Raw genomic sequence first — 22,435 nt, 5'->3', positions numbered from 1 at the left:
CGATACAACTAAAATCAGTGGCTGACTTTGTTTCCCCAAATTTCTTTTAGCCGCTGATCACGACCGCAATTCCAACGATAGAGTTTGTATCTAACAGGATTATTTTTGTAGTAGTCCTGGTGATAACTTTCATCACCTCTAATAGGATAAAAAGTAGTGAAGGGTAAAATAGGTGTCACGACTTTTTGTTTTGGAAATTGAGCTATTACTTTTTGCTTAGATGCTTTAGCCAGTGTTCTTTGGGTATCATTTTCAACAAATATGGCGCTTAGATAACTCAATCCTTTATCACAAAATTGGCCACGATCATCAAATGGGTCGATGTTCACCCAATAGTGATCAAGTAAGCCCTGATAAGTGACTTTTGTTGGATCGTAAGTTATTTCAACGGCTTCATAATGACCGCTATGGTTTCCGTTGTAAGTGGGATTTTTTAAGTCACCGCCAGTAAACCCAGAAATAACATCCGTTACCCCTTCAAGTTTTTCAAAGTCCGATTCCATACACCAAAAACATCCTCCTGCGAATATAGCTTTATCGGCGATTGCCTGGGATGCATGTAAAGCGAGTAGGGCCAGTAAAGGTAGCAATAATTTAATTTTCACTAGGAAGTCCTCTATTATTCATTAACTTTTCAATACACTGATACTAAGAAATAAGACCAAAATTGCCGAACAAACTTTCAATTTTACTGATGATTGAAACAAAAAACCCAGCACTTAGGCTGGGTTTTAAAATTGTTTCACATGAAACAGTTACTGAAGTTTCAATTACTTACGCAGTTTTTGGATTAACCTTAACTGGGCAATTGCTTCAGCTAGCTCAATTGCTGCTTCAGCATATTCAAAATCAGCTGTTGGATTAGCGATATGCTCTTCAGCGCGTTTTTTCGCGTCAAGTGCTGCTTGTTCGTCTAAGTCTTCTGCACGAATAGCGGTATCGGCCAAAACAGTCACTGTACCAGGTTGTATTTCTAGCACACCACCGTTGATGTAAATATTTTCTTCATCACCGAATTGCTTAACTAGACGTACCATACCAGGTAACAGAGTAGTTAATAAAGGTGCATGTCCAGGATGGATCCCTAGCTCACCTTCACTACCTGTAATCTGAATAGCTTCGACTAACCCAGAAAAAATACTGGTTTCAGCGCTTACTACGTCTAGATGTACGGTCATTGCCATAAAAACCTCCTAAATAGGATCCTTAAAACATGTTTTTCGAGTCCATTTAGTTTGGAGTCTAGAGAGGAAGTGCACAATGTATATGTATACTTGAGCACTTCCGACAACGAGTCCGGACTAAATGGGCCGAGAATTACATATTTTTAGCTTTTTCGCTTGCTTCTTCGATAGAACCAACCATGTAGAAAGCTTGCTCTGGAAGGTGATCAAACTCACCATTCAAGATACCGCTAAATCCACTGATAGTGTCTTTCAAAGAAACGTACTTACCAGGTGAACCAGTAAATACTTCTGCTACGAAGAAAGGTTGTGACAAGAAACGCTGAATTTTACGAGCTCGTGATACAGAAAGCTTATCTTCTTCAGAGAGTTCATCCATACCTAAGATAGCGATGATATCTTTTAATTCTTTATAACGTTGCAATACAGATTGCACACCACGAGCAGTATCGTAGTGTTCTTGACCAATAACTAATGGGTCAAGTTGACGTGAAGTAGAATCAAGTGGGTCAACCGCAGGGTAAATACCCAAAGACGCGATATCACGTGACAATACAACAGTTGCATCTAAGTGAGCAAAGGTGGTTGCAGGTGAGGGATCGGTCAAATCATCCGCAGGTACGTATACCGCTTGGATAGATGTGATAGAACCAGTCTTAGTTGAAGCGATACGTTCTTGAAGTACACCCATTTCTTCAGCTAGGGTAGGCTGATAACCTACTGCTGACGGCATACGACCTAGTAGTGCAGATACTTCTGTACCAGCTAGGGTATAACGGTAGATGTTATCTACGAAGAACAATACGTCACGACCTTCATCACGGAATTTTTCAGCCATAGTCAAACCAGTCAAGGCAACACGTAAACGGTTTCCTGGAGGCTCATTCATTTGGCCGTAAACTAGCGATACTTTGTCTAGTACGTTTGATTCGTTCATTTCGTGATAGAAATCATTACCTTCACGAGTACGCTCACCTACACCAGCAAATACTGAGTAGCCGCTGTGCTCGATAGCGATGTTACGAATGAGTTCCATCATATTAACGGTTTTACCTACACCGGCACCACCGAACAATCCAACTTTACCACCTTTAGCGAACGGACAAACCAAGTCGATAACTTTGATGCCTGTTTCTAGTAGTTCAACTGAACTTGATTGTTCTTCATAAGTAGGCGCTTCACGGTGAATAGACATACGCTCTTCTTCACCAATAGGACCTGCTTCGTCAATTGGGTTACCCAATACATCCATGATACGGCCTAATGTGGCTGTACCAACTGGGACTTGAATGGCTGCACCACTGTTTTCAACCGCTAGGCCACGACGTAAACCGTCAGTGGAACCCATTGCAATGGTACGTACAACGCCACCACCTAATTGCTGTTGTACTTCCAGGGTCAAACCTTGCAAATCACCTTCGGTAACTCGCAATGCGTCATATATTTTTGGAACCGAATCTTGTGGATATTCGATATCCACTACGGCGCCAATTATTTGGACGACCTTACCATGACTCATGTTAATTCCTCTTAAATTCTAAAACCATTGCCTAGACCGCTGCAGCGCCGCTTACAATCTCACTGATTTCTTGTGTGATTGCTGCTTGGCGTGCTTTGTTATATATCAATTGCAAGTCATCTATGATGTCACCTGCGTTATCGGTAGCTGCTTTCATAGCGACCATACGAGCTGCTTGCTCAGAGGCACCATTTTCAACTACACCTTGATATACTTGAGACTCAATAAAACGAACCAACAACATATCTAGGATAGGTTTTGGATCTGGTTCGTATATGTAGTCCCAACGGTGTTGTAATTCTTTTTCGTCAGATTTAGGCAAAGGCAACAATTGATCGATCTGCGGCTCTTGCGCCATGGTATTTACAAACTTATTAAATACCAAATATAAACGGTCTATTTTGCCGTCGTTAAATGCATCCAACATAATGCGCACCAAACCAATGATTTCATTGACGGTTGGCGCATCACCTAAACCTGACTCAGCGGCTAAAACACTGCCACCAAAACGGTTAAAGAATGCAACAGACTTAGCACCTAGTGCAGCAAAATCGACTTGAACATCTTGTTCTTGCCATTTTTTCGCATCTTTCACAACCAGTTTGAATTCGTTGGAGTTTAAGCCCCCACATAATCCACGGTCAGTAGAAATCACGATATAACCAACGCGTTTTACTTCGCGGTCTTCCAAATAAGGATGGCGATATTCAAGGTTAGCGTTTGCTAGGTGACCGATTACGCTGCGAATATTCTCAGCATATGGACGGCTTGAAGCCATACGATCTTGCGCCTTTTTCATTTTAGACGCTGCAACCATTTCCATAGCGCTGGTAATCTTCTGCGTATTTTTAATACTGCCGATCTTACCTTTTATCTCTTTACCGCTAGCCATAAACTCTATCTCCGATTATTCAACATAGTGACCACTACAAAGGTAGTGGTCTAATTGATTACCACGTTTGTGTTGCTTTAAATTTATCTAAAGCTTCATTGAGGGTGGCTTCAATCTCTTTGTCGAAATTACCTGTAGCGTTGATAGTGTTCATCAGCTCGCTATATTCACTGTTCATAAAAGAGTGTAAAGAGGCTTCAAAATCTAGAATTTTATCTAGTTCAACACCTTTTAAGTGACCTTTCTCAACAGCAAACAATGAAACACCCATATCCGCAACCGAAAGTGGTGCGTATTGGTTTTGCTTCATTAATTCCATTACACGCTCACCATGCTCTAGTTGAGCACGTGTGGCGTCATCAAGGTCAGAAGCAAACTGCGAAAACGCCGCCAATTCACGATACTGAGCTAGGGCTAGACGGATACCGCCACCTAACTTCTTGATGATTTTAGTTTGCGCTGCACCACCAACACGAGAAACCGAAATACCGGCGTTAACCGCAGGACGGATACCAGCGTTGAACAAATCAGTCTCAAGGAAGATTTGACCATCGGTAATTGAAATTACGTTAGTAGGTACAAAAGCTGATACGTCACCTGCTTGGGTTTCAATAATAGGTAAGGCAGTCAATGAACCTGTTTTACCTGTTACTTCACCTTTAGTGTAACGCTCAACATATTTATCATTTACACGTGCAGCACGTTCTAGAAGACGCGAGTGAAGATAGAAAACATCTCCAGGATACGCTTCACGACCTGGCGGACGACGTAACAATAGTGAAATTTGACGATACGCAACGGCTTGCTTAGACAAGTCATCATATACGATCAACGCATCTTCACCGCGGTCACGGAAGTACTCACCCATGGTACAACCAGAGTAAGGTGCCAAGTATTGTAATGCTGCTGATTCAGATGCAGAAGCAGCTACTACTATGGTGTGACCCATAGCGCCGTGCTCTTCTAATTTACGTACAACGTTTGCGATAGTTGAGGCTTTTTGGCCAATCGCTACATATACACATTTAACACCAGAATCTTTTTGATTGATGATGGCATCAATGGCTAAAGCAGTTTTACCGGTTTGACGGTCACCGATAACCAATTCACGTTGTCCACGACCTACTGGGATCATGGCATCAACTGATTTATAACCAGTTTGAATAGGTTGGTCGACCGATTGACGTTCGATAACGCCCGGTGCAATTTTTTCTATAGGTTCAAAACCATCAGCATCAATAGCGCCTTTGCCATCGATAGGAGCACCTAGTGTGTTAACAACACGACCAAGTAGGCTACGACCTACTGGTACTTCTAAGATACGTCCAGAAGATTTTACTTTTACGCCTTCTTGTAAGTCAGCGTAAGGACCCATAACTACCGCACCTACAGAGTCACGCTCTAAGTTCAATGCGATAGCGTAACGACTACCTGGAAGCTCAATCATTTCACCTTGCATTACGTCCGCAAGGCCATGGATACGGATAATACCGTCGGTTACACCAACAATAGTTCCTTCATTTCGAGCTTCACTTACTACTTCGAACTTCTCAATACGTTGTTTGATTAGTTCTGCAATTTCAGTGGAATTCAGTTGCATGCTCTTTTCCCCGTTATGCTTGTAACGCGTCTGATAGACGGTTTAATTTACTTCGAAGTGAACCATCAATTACTGTGTCGCCGGCTTTAATAAGCACACCAGCAACCAGTTCAGGATCCACGCTACAATTTAGCTTAACTTTTCGTGCCAGACGTTTTTCAAGAGACTTACTGAGGTCCGTTTGTTGCTTTTTATTAAGTTTGACTGCTGAAGTAATATCAACATCAATCTCTTTTTCAAAATCAGCTTTAAGCTGATTAAACAATACAGAAATTTCAGAAAACGCTTGTAGACGTCTATTTTCAGCCAAAACCTTTACAAGATTTTGACCCTGTTGGTCGAGTTGTTCGCCACACACGCCATTAAAAATATCGGCGAGTTTTTCTGCTGCTACTGAACCAGTTAATAAAGATTTAACTGTTTCATTTTTAGATACTTCAGCAGCAAACAGCAGCATTTCTTGCCACTGTGTAACGATCTTGTTCTCGACCGCGTAATCGAACGCAGCTTGGGCGTAAGGGCGAGCGATAGTAGTCCATTCAGACATAGCTCATACTCCCTTATAGTTCAGCGACAAGTTTTGCAACTATGTCACTTTGTGCCGCAGCATCAATTTCACGTTCAAGGATCTTTTCAGCACCGGCAATAGCTAAAACTGCGACTTGTTGGCGCAACTCTTCTTTTGTACGGTTTCGTTCTGCTTCGACCTCTGAGTATCCCTGAGCGATAATTTTTTCACGCTCGGAATGGCCACGTTGCGTTTCTTCGTCAACAATTGCTGACCCACGCTTTTTGGCTTGCTCGATGATATCTGCTGCTTGAGCTTTCGCTTCTTTAAGCTGATCAGTGGCTTTAGCTTGTGCTAGTTCAAGGTCTTTCTCACCTCGTTCAGACGCAGCTAAACCATCAGCAATTTTTTGTTGGCGTTCTTCAATAGCGCCGATAATAGGCGGCCATACATACTTCATGCAAAACCACACAAAGAATATAAATGCTATTAATTCACCAAATAGAGTGGCATTGATGTTCAAGACCGATACTCCTCTTTAATAGTTCGTTGAAAGGAATAGTAAACTACTATTGAGCACCAAGTACGAACAACATATAAAGAGCGATCGCAACACCGATCATCGCGATAGCATCAATAAGACCCGCTACGATAAACATTTTGACTTGAAGAGTAGCTGCAAGCTCAGGTTGGCGTGCTGCCGACTCAAGAAATTTACCACCTAAAAGACCGAAACCAATCGCTGGTCCCAATGCACATAGACCAATCAAAATACCAACTGCGATATATAGATTACCTAAGATTTCCATAGATTTTCACCTTTGTGTTTAAGTTAAAATTAAAAAAATAAAAAATAGTAAAATTGTATTTAAGGCTTCCTGCCTACCCATAATGGGACAGCTAACTGCTGTGTAATTCTTTCCAGAATAGTTAGTATTCCGTGCTTCCTGCCCTTCACCCTGCGGGCCGGCTAAAGCCGTTCTAAATTTTTCCAGAAAATTTAGTGTTCTTCACTCGCCAAGCTCAGATACACGATAGTTAACATCATGAATATGAAAGCCTGCAATGGAATAATCAACAAGTGGAATGCGGCCCAAATGAAATGTATAGGTAACTGCCATAATCCCATGGTGCCTGCAATCAAAATAAAGATAAGTTCACCAGCATATAAGTTACCAAACAAACGTAACGACAATGACAACGGCTTAGCCAACAACGCCACAACTTCAAGAAGAAAGTTGAACCAGTATAACCAAGGGGTGTTAAACGGATGAGCATATAACTCTTTTAAAAATCCGCCTACGCCTTTTATCTTAATAGAATAGAAAATCATCAGCACAAATACGCCGATAGATAACGCAAAAGTCATATTCACATCAGTAGTAGGTACGACTTTCATATAAACGTCGTGAGGATCTACACCAAAGCCGTAATAGCCAATTTGACCAGCAAACCAAGGTAAGAAATCGACAGGAATTAAATCCATCAAGTTCATCAACAAAACCCATACAAAGATAGTCAGTGCTAATGGTGCGATTAACGCACTTTTACCATGGTAGGTGCTCTTAACAGTATCGTTAACAAAGTCGACTATAATTTCGACGCAAGCCTGCCACTTTCCAGGTACACCCGTAGTTGCCTTTTTAGCAACTGCACGAAAACTCAAAATAAACACAAACCCCAACACAATCGACCAAGCCAATGTATCAATATGGAAAGTCCAAAAACCTTCACCTACTGTTGCATTAGTTAAGTGGTGCTGAATGTAACTGCTAATGGTTTGTTCGCCACCAGTATCTGCCATTTTATCATCCACAATTTTAAAGTTAAAAATCTGTATTCGGTCTCGTTAACCTATATCAACGATTAACGCGACTGACTAAAATTATTATTGGCCATTGAGCCATTAAGGTTACGACATAGCTGACTAACAGCGGTAAGGGTTGTAAGTTTGACCATTTATAAACCAGTACAAACAACACTATCGTAAAAATAAATTTAAGTTTGCTTCCTTTGTTAAAACTCCGCACTACTAACTTATTTTGGTTAGCACCGGCATATCTAAACGCTAAGAAGGCAAATATCATCCCAGGTAATACACATATCAAACCACCATAAAGCGCTGATATACCTGAATTTTTTCCATAATAAAAAGTAAAAATAAAGGCTAACACAACGGCAATCAGGCTTTGATAAAAAAGCACTTTTTTAGCTAACTGACGACCTTCTTGGGCCAAGCTTGTTGCCAATTGAACCCTCGATATATTTAAACCCTAACAAAAAGCGCCAAAAGTATACTTTAATGGCGCTGATTTACAATACTAAAGTCTAGTTTGGTGCACAAAAGCACTAATATGGACATTCCCATAAACCCTTTATTTTTATAGGGATAATGGATTCTAGGTATTTTAAATAGTGAGCTATTGCACCTAAGTTCAACATAGATTGTAAAGATCACAAAATAGGGAGTCATTATACTTAACATTTTGTATCTTTATTAAAACTATTTAATATGTCCTAGGATCCCATCGAGCTGGTCAAGACTGGAAAAGTTTATGACTAATTTGCCTTTTCCTTTGGCATTGTGAGCAATGCTCACTGGTGCACCAAGGTTTTCAGATAATTCAGTTTGTAAACGTTGCACGTCAGGATCTTCTTTAACCACTGCTTTTTCTTTAGCAGGCTCTAATAATCGGCGTACTAAGTTTTCAGTGTCACGTACTGTTAAACCCTTACCTGAAACAGTTTGCGCTGCTTCGTTTTGGGCATCGCCTTCTAGTGCTAATAAAGCTCTAGCGTGCCCCATTTCAATATCACCATGTTCTAGCAATAATTTTACATCATCATTTAGGTTGTTTAAACGCAGTAAATTAGTCACTGTAGTTCTGGATTTGCCGACTGCGGTAGCCACTTCTTGATGAGTAAGCTCAAATTCAACCATTAGGCGATCAAGGGCTTGTGCTTCTTCCATCGCATTCAGATCTTCACGTTGAATATTTTCAATTAAAGCAATAGCGACAGCTGATTCATCAGGTACATCTTTTATTAAGCATGGAATAACATCCAATTGGGCTATTTGGGAAGCGCGCCAACGTCTTTCACCAGCGATTATTTCATATTTATCTTCAGATAATCGACGTACTACTATGGGTTGAATAATGCCTTGTGAACGAATTGATGAGGCTAAATCTTCGAGGGCTTCTGAGGACATATCATTTCGAGGTTGATATTTACCTGGTTGTAAAAATTCAACAGGGAGTTTTTGTAACTCACTTTCTTGTTCAGGTATCTCTGAATCAGAACTTTTTCCTGTTTGGCTAGTTGCCAATAACGCGTCTAGTCCTCTACCTAAACCTCTTTTTTTAGCCGACATGTTGTCCTCAGTTTTCTCTTTCAATTTTATTATTTACAGTAATTTTATTTAGGTAATTGATTTGCTTTACTGCGTCTTAGTATTTCACCCGCTAAAGCTAAATAGGCTTTGGCACCTGTAGATGATTTATCATAATACATGGCGGGTGTTCCAAAACTAGGCGCCTCAGCTAATCGTACATTTCTGGGAATGACAGTTCTGTATACTTGATCACCAAAATGTCGCTTAAGTTGCTCTGAGACATCATTAGCAAGTCTATTTCTGGGATCGTACATAGTACGCAATACACCTTCAATTTTTAATTGTGGATTAACCACAGATGCGAGCTTCTTAATAGTATCCATCAAAGCTGTGAGTCCCTCGAGAGCATAATATTCACATTGCATAGGGACTAATACTGAATCAGCAGCGGCCATTGCATTGACTGTTAGTTGGTTTAACGAAGGTGGACAATCAATAAATATATAATCGTAATAATTTTTAACCGGCGCTAATGCATTGCGCAGTCTTACTTCACGCGCAAATACTTCCATTAATTTAATCTCGGCGGCAGTGATATCACTGTTGCCTGCGATAAGGTCATATTTGCCGGACGTTTCTTTGATCAATACTTGATCTATGGGTTTTTCTTCGATCAATAATTCATAACAGGTGTTGTCGACGTTGTACTTGTCAACGCCACTACCCATGGTTGCGTTACCCTGTGGGTCGAGATCAATTAATAATACTTTGCGTTTTGTGGCTGCCATTGATGCTGCTACATTAACAGCAGTTGTGGTTTTGCCCACTCCACCTTTTTGATTAGCAATTGCAATGATTTTGCCCAAAATAATCGTCCACTTAATTTATTTAGAAGACCAGTGTAGAAAAGACATTTATTTTTAAATGTCTGGGAAATAACTTCTAACCAACTGATTGTTTTTTAATTTTGACAATATGACGTTCACCTTCAAGACCAGGTACGTCTAACTTAATTGTTTCTTGTAAAGTAAATCCTAAAGGTAACTCCTGTAATTCTTCTGTTGGAAGTTGTCCCTTCAATGCAAGAAAAACACCGTGAGAATCTACCAGATGTTGGCACCAGTGCAACATATCTTTTAACGAAGCAAAAGCTCTGCTCAATACTCCATCAATTTCTACGCTAGGAACAAAATCTTCAACTCTTGATTGCACAGGTTGAATATTGTCTATTTTTAATTCGTAGGCTACCTGCTTCATAAAACGTACCCGTTTTCCTAAACTGTCTAACAAAATAAAGTGTTTAGTAGGGCACATTATAGCCAGTGGAATACCCGGAAGTCCGGGGCCTGTACCTACATCAATATAATGAGTTTTATCCAAGAAAGGAGCAACCACTATAGAATCAACAATGTGCTTAAGCACCATTTGTTGTGGTGCTCGAACAGAGGTTAAATTATAGGTTTTATTCCATTTATGCATCATTAATACATATCGAATAAGTTGTTGTTGCTGTGGTTCAGTCACTGCAAGTTCACAATTTTTCAGACTACTTTTTAATATGTCTAATAACTCGTTTTCTAATAAAGTTTGTTCACTCATCATGCAGACACTTTATTTTGATCTGTACTGGACCCTACCAACAACCCATGTTTTTTTAAATAAACCAACAGCAAAGAGACAGCAGCAGGCGTGATGCCTGATATTCTTCCCGCTTTACCAATGGTTTCTGGACGAGTATCGGTTAACTTGGCAACCACTTCATTGCTGAGACCTGATATCTGACTAAAATCAAAATCCATTGGTATTAAAGTATTTTCATTCCGTAACGTTTTAGCAATTTCATCTTTTTGGCGTTCTATGTATCCAGCATATTTAATTTGGATCTCAACTTGTTCCGCAGCTTGTTTGTCCTGAATTTCAGGTCCAAAAGACTCGATCTGCATCAAAGTTTGATAAGTCATTTCTGGACGACGGATCAAATCTTCTAAAGTATTTTCTTTAGTGACTGGATTTTTCAATAAAAGATTTAAGGCTTTAGTTGATTCGTGACTTGGGTAAATCCAGGTTGATTTTAGCCTTTGTCTCTCCAATTCAATGGCTTCTAATTTTTGATTAAAAGCTTTCCATCTTGATTCATCAACTAACCCCATTTCATAACCTTTGGCAGTCAATCGAATATCTGCATTGTCTTCACGTAACAATAAACGATATTCAGCGCGGCTGGTAAACATACGATAGGGCTCTTTGGTGCCCATAGTGGCTAAATCGTCTATCAATACCCCCATGTAAGCTTCATCACGGCGTAATATAAATTCATCTTTTTGTTGCACCTGTAAGGCTGCATTTGCACCCGCTATTAAACCTTGAGCGCCCGCTTCTTCATAACCGGTTGTGCCGTTTATTTGTCCAGCAAAAAATAATCCATTGATAAATTTAGTTTCTAAGGTTTGTTTAAGATCCCGAGGATCGAAAAAATCATATTCGATCGCATAACCGGGACGCACAATATGTGCATTTTCAAAGCCTACTATGGAACGCACAAAGTTCATTTGAACGTCAAAGGGTAAACTGGTTGATATACCATTTGGGTACACTTCAATACTGTTTAATCCTTCTGGCTCTACAAAAATTTGATGGGAATTTTTATCGGCAAAACGATGAATTTTATCTTCAATTGAAGGGCAATATCTTGGTCCAATACCTTCGATAACCCCAGTATACATAGGCGATCTATCTAATCCACCACGAATAATTTCGTGAGTTTTTTCATTTGTGTGGGTCACGTAACAGGGGATCTGTTGCGGATGGTCACTGGCTTTTCCCATAAATGAAAATACTGGTACAGGTGTATCACCATGTTGTTTTTGCATTACATCGAAATTAAGAGTTCGGGCATCTAATCTGGCAGGTGTACCGGTTTTTAAGCGATCAACTCGAAAAGGCAAAGCACGTAAACGATCTGCCAGTGCGATCGAAGGAGGATCGCCAGCACGGCCTCCTTTATAGTTTTCCATGCCAATATGTATGGTGCCACCTAAAAACGTGCCTACGGTGATAACAACGCTCTTAGCATGGAATTTGAGACCCATTTGTGTCACCACACCAACAACGCGATCTTGTTCAACGATCAGATCATCGCAGGATTGTTGAAATAAGGTGAGGTTTTCTTGATTTTCGATAATTTTTCGAATTTCATTTCGGTACAAGGATCTGTCAGCTTGAGCGCGTGTGGCTCGAACGGCTGGTCCTTTACTCGAATTTAAGGTTCTAAATTGAATGCCTGCTTTGTCGATTGCCATCGCCATAGCACCACCTAAGGCATCTATTTCTTTAACCAGATGACCTTTACCAATACCACCAATAGCGGGATTACAGGACATTTGCCCTAGGGTTTCAATATTGTGTGTTAGCAAAAGAGTACTTGCGCCCATGCGTGCAGCGGCTAATGCGGCTTCTGTTCCTGCGTGGCCACCACCGACAACGATGACATCAAAATGTTGCTGATAAAACATGATTTTCCTCAAAAGCTAAATGATCAATACCCCAGTCTAAAATGGGGCGCACATTCTATCTGGAAATGAGCTTAAGTAAAATGCTTAAAAACTATTCAATAATTGTTTTTTGATCTCTTTAATCTTTATAGGATCTTCTAGATCTTTGTTTATTATTACTATTATTAAGCACGGTGTTTTCTGTTAGTAACTCACTATTTCCTATTTAGATCAATTATTTAGAGCCAAGGTAACTATGTGAATAAAGGTTGATCAAAGGGGTATAAGGTGGGTACAACCAGTGCTTTTATCCACAGGCGGTGTTTCTCGAAATTATATTAAGTGGATATAAAGTAGTTTTACATGAGTTATACATAAAACTGCCCACAAGGAAGCACATCTTTTGATCTAACTGTGTGTAACTTGTGATCAAAAATCAGTAAATTCACAGTTAGATCCTGATTTATAAAGGAAAGATCAAAAGAAACTATATTTCCTTGATCTTTATACTGCCGCCGCTGGTTTTTAAGGTCAATTTTGGACCTCCACCATTTATTGATCCTTTAACCGACCTTTTTTTTAGCTTGCCATCTATTTCAAAATCACTTTTCACTCGTCCTCCACTGGTAGATGCATATATATCTAGGTGAATATCAGATATGAGATGGGCGGTGATTGAGCCTCCCGATGTAGTCAGTTTGGCATTTTTTGTTAATTGCTTATCGATAGTCACATTGATGCTTCCACCTGATGTATGAGCATCAATATTACCGCTTATATTATCTGTAGTGATTGAACCGCCTGAAGTACGTAATTTAATATCGCCTACTATGTTTCCTACTTTAATAGAACCGCCAGAAGTGTTAGCACTGAGCTCACCAACTAAATCTTCGATAGCTAAAGAGCCACCCGAAGTATTTAATTTTACGTTGTAGTGTTTGGGGATCAGCAGATCAAATTCGACTTTAAGGTTTTTTACCCAGCCTTTTTTGTGCTCAATTTCACCAATAATGGTTAAGTTGCCATCAATTAATTCATGGCGGTATGCAAATTCATCGCCCTGCCTGTTTTCAATTTTAACGCGTAATTCTATGGTGGTTTCATCATGAGTGGCGACTCTTATAGAGCCAGTATCGGTTTGTACGTTTAATTGGCCACCCAAATTGACATTAAATGTGTCGCTAAAGGTTTTTGCAAAAAGAGATGTGGAGTAAAACAGAATAAAATAAAGGACTACTGCGCTTAGGTAGGTAGCCGGTTTGATAGTTATTTTCATTTTAAAATCCTTTGTGTTTAGAATCTGTTGAGTCTAATTCAGTTAACAAAGGATGAGACGCGTTTAATCAGTAAAAAGTTTAAACCCGATATTTTTGATAGGTGGTATTTATTTAACCTGGTTCGGACGATAACCAGATGTAGATTGAACCTGTTGTGGTTCAGGTTGAGTGGGAATTATTTCTTTACGTCTGCTTGGACCCGAGAACTTTACTTTGTAGGTATCGTATTCTTTGATTGATTCAAAACAATAGCGACCTAAAGCGTTTTCTAGCTCAGCAAGATTGTGATTAGTGATCATGATACAGTTTTTATTATTTGCTAGCCTTTGTCTTAAAACATTACCCAGCCAACTTTGGGCATTTTTCTTTAAAACACTCTCATTTACGCATACTTCATCAAGTATCAATAAATCTACATCCAGTAATTCTTGATTTATTTCACGGAATTTTTGGCCAACATTATCTTGGGCATTGTAATCATAAGAAAAGAAACGCATTTCTAGGATGGTAGATAATTGTCTGTATAAAACGGAGATTTCATATTGTTCAATGAGTTCATGAGCAATAGCACCGGCAGTATGGGATTTGCCACGGCCGTAGTCACCGTAAAAAATCATCATGTGTGCACCGCTTTTTCGCCAATTCATATCTTCATGAGCTGCGATAAAAGACTTGGCAATACTGACCGCTTCAATTACATCATGGCTGTCTTCAATTAAGTTGGCAAAGGTCCATTTTGGATTCAGTTCTGAGCGCCCCTGAATATCTTGGATACGTTGTTTTTTACCTTCTCGTTGTAGCTGTTTTACGTCACGATTGGCTAAAGCCTCATATTCAGATCTTAAGTCGGAATATTGGGTATATTTTTCAGGAACATATTGACGACCTAGTGCTTTACCTAGTCTTTGAATTTTATCTTTAATGCTGTCCACGAGTTATATTATTCCGATTGATAAATATGAAACTTACTTTGTGTCTTTTTACTATGTTTTAGTTTTACTATATTTGGCCACTAAATTTTTAGCATTGTCGTCAGCTAAAATACCTGCTTTAGTTTGCACGACTTGTTGACCCACTTTTTGTACATTTTTAAAACCATGAGCTAAGCGTATTTTCTTTAGGTTAAATACAAATTTTTGGGTCCATTGATACTCGCTAAATTGTGATTCCGGCCGACCCAACCAATAGGCAATAAAATCACCTAACTCACTACTATTATAATCATAATCGATAATGCCCAGTAGTTTTGCTAAATCACCCAACAATTTTTGATTAGGTAACCAATCAAGATGCATTTTATGCCAATTTAGGTGTAACTTTGAATATTCATCAACTTTCATGGTGGTCAATGGTAGTGCAAGCGTTTTACCGTTAAAACTATGATTCAGTTCGACTTCGCTTTGAAAATTGACTAAACCCACACTTAATAGCTCTTTAATTAAGCTATTGACCTGTCGCCCCAAAGTAAATTTTTCTTCTTTGGCATTTAAAAGGGATAACAATGATTTGTAGTTTAATGGTGTTGTTGTGCCAGTAGATTCGTTTACCGTGGGTTTTATACCGAGTATATACAATGTACGTGCGTCATTACTCAAAGCTTGCAGTAGGGCTGTTTGTTCTGCTTGGTTAAATTGCATACAGGTACTTTGAGAGATTATGCCGATTGTTCATGGGTATTTAGCCAACTTTGAAGCCATTCAACAGCTACATCCTCAGGTATAGGATGATTGAGTACGTCAATATGCAGGGCAGGGCATAGAAGTTTTGCGCCTGCATTTAGCAAAATATTTTCCATCTGAATGGAGCCGTAACAATAAGTGTCGTAACTGCTATCACCTAAACCAATAACTAAAAACGTCACTTTGGATAAATTTAAGGTTTTTAATTGTTCAGCAAAAGCTTGGATGTTGTCTGGTAAGTCACCGGCACCATGTGTAGACGTACAAATTAGCCAAGTAGCACTTTGATCTAAGTTATTTAACTCAGGGGTCAAATGTACAGCTACGCTATGTGTTTGGCTTAATAGGGTTTCTTGAAGTGCGTCTGCGACATATTCACTTGCACCAAGAACACTGCCAACTATAATTTCAAACTTAGCCATTAATTTACTATTTAGTTTCTGATGTTTTTAACATTGTACATTGTGGCTAATAGATCACCACGCCTAATTCGATATTTAAAGGCTACCTAATTTTACTATTTACCAATGCAAAAAGAAGAAAATATTTTGGTGAGTAAGTCGTCTGAGCTGAACTCACCAGTGATTTCATTTAGGTGTTGCTGAGTAATTCGTAATTCCTCGGCAAGTAATTCACCAGCAAGGTTATCTTCTAGTTGGTGTTTTCCTAAATATAAGTGTTCTGCAGCTCTGTCTATGGCATCTAAATGACGTCTACGCGCTATAAACTGACCTTCAGAGCTTGCATTAAAACCCATACAATCTTTTAGGTGTTCAGTTAATAAGTTGAGTCCAAGTTCATTGCTAGCGGATAGCGAAATAACGGGGTAATCGCCGCTATCATCAAAACCAATAGTTTCATTTGATAGGTCTATTTTATTGCGGATCACACTAAGACCAATATTTTGGGGAAGTTGATGATAAAACTCTGGCCAAATTTTTTCGGGGTGGGTTTCTGCAGACTCAGTACTGTCCAACATAAATAACACACGATCGGCTTGGCGAATTTCTTGCCAGGCGCGTTCTATACCTATTTTTTCGACTTTGTCTGGGCTATCCCTTAAGCCCGCTGTATCAATTATATGTAATGGCATACCATCAATATGGATATGTTCTTTGAGTACATCACGGGTAGTGCCAGCAATATCTGTGACTATAGCTGCATCTTTTCCTGCCAAGGCATTCAGTAAACTGGATTTACCGGCGTTAGGTTTTCCAGCAATAACGACTCGCATACCCTCTCTTAGTAGGGCACCTTGTTTGGTTTGTTGTCGCAAACTTTCAAAGGAGTGGATAATATTTTCTAAGTCTTTTTGAATTTTTCCATCACTTAAAAAATCGATTTCTTCATCGGGGAAATCGATAGCGGCTTCGACATACATACGCAAGTGAATCACTTGCTCAACTAATGAATGAATATGTTGCGAAAACGCGCCTTGTAATGATCGTAACGCCCCTTTTGCTGCCTGTTCAGAACTGGCATCAATGAGGTCAGCTATGGCTTCAGCTTGGGCCAAGTCTAGTTTGTCATTTAAGAAAGCCCGCTCACTAAATTCGCCGGGTCGAGCAATGCGTAACTCGGGTATTTTTAAAATAGCATTCAGCAACATGTCTAACACGACTTGCCCACCATGACCTTGTAGCTCAAGAACATCTTCACCGGTAAAGGAGTTTGGGGCTTTAAAAAATAGTGCTATTCCTTGGTCTATAAGGATATTGTTGTTATCAGAGAAAGGTAAATATTCCGCTTTTCGTACTTCCGGTAATTTACCTAATATTATTTGCGCAACAGTACTAGCTAGATTACCAGAAATTCGGATTATCCCGACACCACCTCGACCAGGGGCAGTAGCTTGAGCAACAATAGTATCTTGTTGAGATGATAATCCAGTAGCTGTCATATAATTAGTTAGTCTCTAAAGTTAGTAAATTGTAGTGGCTGTTCTAAATCAGCTTCTCTTGCCAATGCCATAACTTGTTGCAAATCGTCGCGTTTTTTACCTGTGACTCGTACTTGTTCTCCTTGAATTTGCGCTTGCACTTTTAGTTTTGCATCTTTGATTAGTTTAATCAGCTTTTTGGCTACGGGCTGTTCGATACCTTGTTTAAAGGCTATGGCTTGTTTGTAAATTTTACCTATGTGCTGTACGTCTTTTTCTTCAAAGGCCGCAGTGTCTACATTACGTTTTACACAGGTGCCTCTTAGAATATCGAGCATCTGTTTGAGTTGGAAATCATTGTCAGCGGTCATAGTGACTATTGTATCTTTTAACTCGAAACTTGCTTCGACGCCTCTAAAATCAAAACGGGTGCTTAATTCCCTATTGGCGTTGTCGACAGCATTAAGTAATTCGGGTAAATCAATTTCTGAAACTATATCTAATGATGGCATATGGATTCCTATACTTTCTAGAGGATGTCTATTTATTGTATTTACAAAAAAGCCCGTTTTATAGCTTAATTAAGCATAAAACGGGCTTTAAAATAAAGTGTTGAATTTACTTGGTCTTTAAGCCACGTTTTTCCATTGAAGCGTAGATTATTTTAGCTTGAATCAAAGTAATAATGTTACTTATCAACCAGTAAAGTACTAAACCTGCTGGGAATATAAAGAAGAACAAACTCATGGCTACCGGCATAAACTGCATGATTTTTTGCTGCATAGGGTCAGTCATGGTCATAGGTTGTAGTTTTTGTAATAGATACATACTGGCGCCGGTTAAGATAGGCAATACAAAGAAGGGGTCTTTGGCGCTTAAATCGGTGATCCAGAAGATAAAATCGGCGTGTCTTAATTCAACACTTTCTAATAGTACCCAATACAAAGCTAAGAAAATTGGCATTTGAAGCAGAAGAGGGAAACAGCCACCCATAGGGTTTACCTTATCCTTCTTATACATTTCCATCATGGCTTTTTGCATTTTTTGTTTGTCATCACCATAACGTTCTTTTAGTGCATCCATTTTAGGTTTTAATGCACGCATCTTTGCCATAGATTCATATTGTTTTTTGGTCAGGGGATACATTGCCCCTTTAACGACTATGGTAATAAGGATGATAGAAAATCCCCAGTTACCAACTAGACTCTGAATAAATTGCAGGAATGAGAAAAGTGGCTGAGATATCATGAATAAGAAGCCATAATCTACAGTTAAATCAAGACCTCTGGCGATACCCGCTAATGTGTCTTGGTCTTTTGGACCTAGGTATAAAATATTAGTGATATCTGCTGTTTCACCAGGTTGGATTACAACTGTTTCACCTGTAAAGCCAATTACTGCATTGGTATTTTGTTTGATTACACTGAATAACTTGTTGGTTTGGTCTTGTGGTGGCACCCATGCAGACACGAAGTAGTGTTCTATCATTGCTGCCCAACCGGCTTTGGTAGTTTCTCGAAGATTGTTATCAGTCATGTCATCAAAAGCAAATTTTTCGTATTTGTCTTCTTCAGTTGAATAGGCGCCACCGCGATAAACAGGCATAAACATACTGCCGCTTTCACCTAGCATGCTCTGTTTAAGTTGTCCGAATGGAATGACGCTTTTGGGATTGCTTGTGTTGTTTTTAACGTTATAAATTACATCTATTTTATGGCTACCTCGGGTAAACACGAAATTTTTAGTAACTTGTATACCTTGAGGTGTTATTAATTCTAGAGGGACGGTGAGTGTGTCGCCTTCAAGTGTATAGCTATCTTGCGTCGTGGTGTAAGTGGGACGACCTTTACTATCCGTGCCATCAGGACCAATTAAGCCACTTTGCGCTATATGTAATGCGTCTCCACTGGGTCTTAATATGCTATATGACTCTGTAGAGTTTTGTTCAACTGGAAATTTAGCGAGATTGGCTGCAACAACATCACCACCCTTCGTATCAATACTAAGAATAAGGGTGTCGGTAATGACTGATATGATTTTCCCACCTTGAGTGGATTTAGGGACTAAGGTTTGCCCATCAATCGAAACAACGGGTACATCTTCGGCACTAGGCATATCTAGTTCAGTATTACTTTGTTCAGAAGTTACTTCTGGGGCAACTGGCTTAGGACCGTAATCTAATTGCCATTGTTGCCATAATAAAAAGCCGACCATAGCGAGGCCAATCAATAAAAAACTGCGTTGGGATTCCATAAAATACTCTAATTAACTATTTATTATGTGTGTGACTTATTCATGTCAAAACATTAAACCACGGCGATGTTACTGTTTTACTTATGACCTGCTTATTTATGAGGGCATAATTATTAAAATCATTACTTATTTTTCTTTTTTTCTGGCACGGGATCATAACCACCATCATTGAGTGGATGGCATTTTAGTATGCGTTTGGTAGATAACCAACAACCTTTTATCAATCCGTGTTTAGTAATAGCGTCAATTGCGTAATATGAGCAACTAGGATGGAACCTACATGTAGGCCCTAACATCGGTGAAAGCACTATTTGATAGAGCTTTATTATACCGATTGGGATTTTTCGCAGCGCGACGCTAATTTTTTCCATAATTTACTCAGCAAAGAAAATAATTCCTGATTCGAAAGTTTATCTAATCCACTTTTACCTACTACCACTATATCAATATTTGGAAATGAATGACGTTGTAAACGAAAACTCTCGCGAATGACACGTTTAAGTCTATTTCTATCGTGTGCATGTTTAACTCTTTTTTTAGCTAAAGTGATGCCTAAACGAGGATTATTTACAGTGTTAACTCTGGCTAATAGGGTAATTTGAGGTGATACGGATGGAATTGCATTACTGAAGACATATTCAAAGTGGGTGGGAGTAAGTAGCCTTAGCTCCCGAGAAAAATGATTTTCACCCACCTTGGATAATTAAGCTGATAAACGCGCACGGCCTTTAGCACGACGATTGGCAATAACCTTGCGGCCATTTTTAGTCGCCATACGGGCACGAAAACCGTGTGAACGCTTACGCTTTAAGTTGCTTGGTTGAAAAGTTCTTTTCATGACCTAGTCCCGCTATACATAAGGTTTAAACAAAATGAGCATTTATATGATAACCATTTGGCGATAATCACCGTGCTCAAAAATGACGCTGAATAATAGAGATCACTTTGCATCTTGTCAATCAATAACTCTAAGTAATAAGCATTCTATATTTATAGAAGGCTAAGTTTAAATCTCTTATAAATATGATAACTATTAGAAATGTTCATTTTATCCACAGGCAGCCTAATTAATCAGTGATTTATTTATTTTAATTTGAATTTTTGGCATTAAATATGCGGGTTGAAATTTTCGGTGCATGCAATTTGTTGTTAATGCTATGTTTATAAAAAGTTCTATTAAAACAATAGGATATAATCTTTTTTAAGTTATTTTTAAATTAATTTAAAATGTAGGTTGCGTTAGCAAGGTGATTAGCGAGATAATTCACAGTCAGTTTTAAGTTTGGCTTTTAGCTGCTTAATATTACTACAACTATTACTTTTCGCTTTTGTTTTGTAATTCCTTTTTTACCTTATTTTGACCTTTGTTTATAAGGATGGAGTCGTTTTTTTTGATGTCTATATGGAATCAGTGTCTTGATAGGTTGCAACAGGATTTACCTATTCAACAGTTTAGTATGTGGATAAGACCTCTTCAGGCCGAGCATGCTGAGCCCTACTTAACGCTTTTTGCTCCTAATCGTTTTGTTTTGGATTGGGTGAGAGATAAATATTTTTCACAAATTAATAATTTATTAGCAGAGTTTTGTGGGGATAAAGTGCCCCAGTTGCGTTTCGAAGTAAAAGTAGCCAATATCGATGCCAGTATGAAGTTTAGCGCAAGTAGCGCTCCAATGGCGGTTGAACAAAGTGGGCAAATTAAAAATAATCCTTTCACTTCGCCGACTCCTTCAGCTGCAGGTTCAAATACAACAAGTAGTTTACCAATCGCGGCAACCCATAAAAGTAATATTAATTTAACTTATAAGTTTGATAATTTTGTTGAGGGTAAATCGAACCAACTGGCAAGAGCTGCCTCTCAACAAGTAGCTGATAACCCAGGTGGCGCTTATAATCCTTTATTTATTTATGGCGGTACGGGTTTAGGTAAAACCCATTTATTACATGCTGTTGGTAATGGCATTATGGACAAAAAGAAAAACGCTACTGTTGTTTATATGCATTCTGAGCGTTTTGTTCAAGACATGGTTAAAGCGCTACAAAACAATGCGATTGAAGAATTTAAGCGTTATTACCGTTCTGTTGACGCTTTGCTTATTGATGACATTCAATTTTTTGCTAATAAAGAGCGATCTCAAGAAGAGTTTTTTCATACTTTTAATGCTTTATTAGAAGGTAACCAGCAAATCATCTTGACTTCAGATCGTTATCCAAAAGAGATAGTCGGTGTCGAAGATCGCTTAAAATCACGATTTGGTTGGGGATTAACCATTGCCATTGAGCCTCCCGAATTAGAAACTCGAGTGGCCATTTTGATGCGCAAGGCGGTGGAGAATAAAATATTCTTGCCTGATGAAGTGGCGTTTTTTATTGCCAAACGATTGCGGTCAAATGTCCGAGAGCTTGAGGGCGCATTAAATCGAGTGATTGCCAATGCTAACTTTACGGGTCGTCCTATAACTATTGATTTTGTTAGAGAAGCACTTCGTGATCTTTTGGCGCTTCAAGAGAAGTTGGTCACGATCGATAACATTCAAAAAACCGTAGCAGAATATTATAAAATTAAAATGGCAGACATTTTGTCAAAACGACGCAGTCGTAGTGTTGCCAGACCTAGGCAAATGGCGATGGCTTTGTCTAAAGAACTAACTAACCATAGCTTGCCAGAGATTGGTGATGCGTTCGGTGGTCGCGATCATACTACTGTATTACACGCCTGCCGAAAAATAGTGCAGCTAAGGGAAGAAAGTCATGATATAAAAGAAGACTATCAGAACTTGATTCGCACATTATCTTCATAAAAATTCACGAGTAAAAAG

25 protein-coding genes are annotated in these 22,435 nt (G+C 39.1%); 1 reads left to right on the top strand and 24 read right to left on the bottom strand.

The features are described 5' to 3' along the window. Positions 1-14: 14 nt before the first annotated feature. From msrA to rpmH, 24 genes are all read right to left on the bottom strand, one after another. The gene (gene msrA, locus AAC000_RS16375) at positions 15-599 is read right to left on the bottom strand and encodes a peptide-methionine (S)-S-oxide reductase MsrA (RefSeq protein ID WP_339724193.1); all 585 of its coding nucleotides are present in this window, start codon (positions 597-599) and stop codon (positions 15-17) included. Positions 600-770: 171 nt separating this feature from the next. Next, complete coding sequence (locus tag AAC000_RS16370; RefSeq protein WP_339724112.1) at positions 771-1,184, bottom strand: F0F1 ATP synthase subunit epsilon; 414 nt, start codon at positions 1,182-1,184, stop codon at positions 771-773. 133 nt (positions 1,185-1,317) lie between these two features. After that, positions 1,318-2,703, bottom strand: coding sequence for a F0F1 ATP synthase subunit beta (gene atpD, locus AAC000_RS16365; RefSeq protein ID WP_339724111.1), 1,386 nt, complete (start codon positions 2,701-2,703; stop codon positions 1,318-1,320). A 31-nt stretch (positions 2,704-2,734) separates the two neighbouring features. Beyond that, positions 2,735-3,595 carry a F0F1 ATP synthase subunit gamma gene (gene atpG, locus AAC000_RS16360; RefSeq protein WP_339724109.1) on the bottom strand — a complete coding sequence of 287 codons (861 nt, stop codon included), beginning with the start codon at positions 3,593-3,595 and terminating at the stop codon, positions 2,735-2,737. 58 nt (positions 3,596-3,653) lie between these two features. Then, on the bottom strand, positions 3,654-5,195 hold the full coding sequence (atpA, locus tag AAC000_RS16355; RefSeq protein ID WP_339724107.1) for a F0F1 ATP synthase subunit alpha: 1,542 nt from the start codon (positions 5,193-5,195) through the stop codon (positions 3,654-3,656). Positions 5,196-5,208: 13 nt separating this feature from the next. After that, a complete protein-coding gene (atpH, locus tag AAC000_RS16350; RefSeq protein WP_339724105.1) occupies positions 5,209-5,742 on the bottom strand; it encodes a F0F1 ATP synthase subunit delta in 534 nt (177 codons plus the stop codon). Positions 5,743-5,755: 13 nt separating this feature from the next. Further along, complete coding sequence (gene atpF, locus AAC000_RS16345) at positions 5,756-6,226, bottom strand: F0F1 ATP synthase subunit B (RefSeq protein ID WP_339724103.1); 471 nt, start codon at positions 6,224-6,226, stop codon at positions 5,756-5,758. A 46-nt stretch (positions 6,227-6,272) separates the two neighbouring features. After that, positions 6,273-6,512 (bottom strand): F0F1 ATP synthase subunit C, encoded by a 240-nt coding sequence (gene atpE / locus AAC000_RS16340; protein WP_293751471.1) that lies wholly within the window; start codon positions 6,510-6,512, stop codon positions 6,273-6,275. 191 nt (positions 6,513-6,703) lie between these two features. Then, on the bottom strand, positions 6,704-7,507 hold the full coding sequence (gene atpB / locus AAC000_RS16335; RefSeq protein ID WP_339724099.1) for a F0F1 ATP synthase subunit A: 804 nt from the start codon (positions 7,505-7,507) through the stop codon (positions 6,704-6,706). A gap of 55 nt (positions 7,508-7,562) precedes the next feature. Beyond that, positions 7,563-7,952 (bottom strand): ATP synthase subunit I, encoded by a 390-nt coding sequence (locus AAC000_RS16330; protein WP_339724098.1) that lies wholly within the window; start codon positions 7,950-7,952, stop codon positions 7,563-7,565. Positions 7,953-8,206: 254 nt separating this feature from the next. Beyond that, on the bottom strand, positions 8,207-9,076 hold the full coding sequence (locus AAC000_RS16325; protein ID WP_339724096.1) for a ParB/RepB/Spo0J family partition protein: 870 nt from the start codon (positions 9,074-9,076) through the stop codon (positions 8,207-8,209). 44 nt (positions 9,077-9,120) lie between these two features. Next, positions 9,121-9,903 carry a ParA family protein gene (locus tag AAC000_RS16320; RefSeq protein WP_339724094.1) on the bottom strand — a complete coding sequence of 261 codons (783 nt, stop codon included), beginning with the start codon at positions 9,901-9,903 and terminating at the stop codon, positions 9,121-9,123. Between the two features lie 76 nt (positions 9,904-9,979). Continuing rightward, on the bottom strand, positions 9,980-10,636 hold the full coding sequence (gene rsmG, locus AAC000_RS16315; RefSeq protein WP_339724191.1) for a 16S rRNA (guanine(527)-N(7))-methyltransferase RsmG: 657 nt from the start codon (positions 10,634-10,636) through the stop codon (positions 9,980-9,982). Beyond that, positions 10,636-12,549 carry a tRNA uridine-5-carboxymethylaminomethyl(34) synthesis enzyme MnmG gene (gene mnmG, locus AAC000_RS16310; protein ID WP_339724093.1) on the bottom strand — a complete coding sequence of 638 codons (1,914 nt, stop codon included), beginning with the start codon at positions 12,547-12,549 and terminating at the stop codon, positions 10,636-10,638. Before mnmG ends, rsmG begins: the two co-directional genes overlap by 1 nt. 466 nt (positions 12,550-13,015) lie before the next feature. Continuing rightward, the gene (locus AAC000_RS16305) at positions 13,016-13,804 is read right to left on the bottom strand and encodes a DUF4097 family beta strand repeat-containing protein (protein WP_339724092.1); all 789 of its coding nucleotides are present in this window, start codon (positions 13,802-13,804) and stop codon (positions 13,016-13,018) included. A 108-nt stretch (positions 13,805-13,912) separates the two neighbouring features. After that, positions 13,913-14,737: an ATP-binding protein gene (locus AAC000_RS16300; RefSeq protein WP_339724091.1), complete on the bottom strand. Its 825-nt coding sequence runs from the start codon at positions 14,735-14,737 to the stop codon at positions 13,913-13,915. A 51-nt stretch (positions 14,738-14,788) separates the two neighbouring features. Continuing rightward, a complete protein-coding gene (locus AAC000_RS16295) occupies positions 14,789-15,442 on the bottom strand; it encodes a DnaT-like ssDNA-binding domain-containing protein (RefSeq protein ID WP_339724089.1) in 654 nt (217 codons plus the stop codon). 17 nt (positions 15,443-15,459) lie between these two features. Then, entirely contained in the window at positions 15,460-15,906 is a 447-nt protein-coding gene (mioC, locus tag AAC000_RS16290) for an FMN-binding protein MioC (RefSeq protein WP_339724087.1), read from the bottom strand. A 95-nt stretch (positions 15,907-16,001) separates the two neighbouring features. Beyond that, positions 16,002-17,384, bottom strand: coding sequence for a tRNA uridine-5-carboxymethylaminomethyl(34) synthesis GTPase MnmE (mnmE, locus tag AAC000_RS16285; protein ID WP_339724085.1), 1,383 nt, complete (start codon positions 17,382-17,384; stop codon positions 16,002-16,004). Between the two features lie 8 nt (positions 17,385-17,392). After that, complete coding sequence (locus tag AAC000_RS16280) at positions 17,393-17,875, bottom strand: YajQ family cyclic di-GMP-binding protein (protein ID WP_339724083.1); 483 nt, start codon at positions 17,873-17,875, stop codon at positions 17,393-17,395. 106 nt (positions 17,876-17,981) lie between these two features. Then, on the bottom strand, positions 17,982-19,616 hold the full coding sequence (gene yidC / locus AAC000_RS16275) for a membrane protein insertase YidC (RefSeq protein ID WP_339724081.1): 1,635 nt from the start codon (positions 19,614-19,616) through the stop codon (positions 17,982-17,984). A gap of 122 nt (positions 19,617-19,738) precedes the next feature. Continuing rightward, positions 19,739-19,987: a membrane protein insertion efficiency factor YidD gene (yidD, locus tag AAC000_RS16270; RefSeq protein ID WP_339724080.1), complete on the bottom strand. Its 249-nt coding sequence runs from the start codon at positions 19,985-19,987 to the stop codon at positions 19,739-19,741. Beyond that, entirely contained in the window at positions 19,942-20,310 is a 369-nt protein-coding gene (gene rnpA / locus AAC000_RS16265; protein ID WP_339724078.1) for a ribonuclease P protein component, read from the bottom strand. Before rnpA ends, yidD begins: the two co-directional genes overlap by 46 nt. Before the next feature lie 9 nt (positions 20,311-20,319). Further along, positions 20,320-20,454, bottom strand: a complete 135-nt coding sequence (rpmH, locus tag AAC000_RS16260; RefSeq protein WP_007615483.1) for a 50S ribosomal protein L34 — start codon at positions 20,452-20,454, stop codon at positions 20,320-20,322. Between the two features lie 556 nt (positions 20,455-21,010). Between rpmH and dnaA the strand changes: the two genes are divergently transcribed. Further along, on the top strand, positions 21,011-22,417 hold the full coding sequence (dnaA, locus tag AAC000_RS16255) for a chromosomal replication initiator protein DnaA (protein ID WP_339724073.1): 1,407 nt from the start codon (positions 21,011-21,013) through the stop codon (positions 22,415-22,417). Positions 22,418-22,435: the final 18 nt, after the last annotated feature.

It is taken from the genome of uncultured Paraglaciecola sp., assembly GCF_963977085.1.
GTDB lineage: Bacteria > Pseudomonadota > Gammaproteobacteria > Enterobacterales > Alteromonadaceae > Paraglaciecola.
Note: the sequence above shows the minus strand (reverse complement) of the source record. Positions and strands in the feature narration are given on the sequence as shown.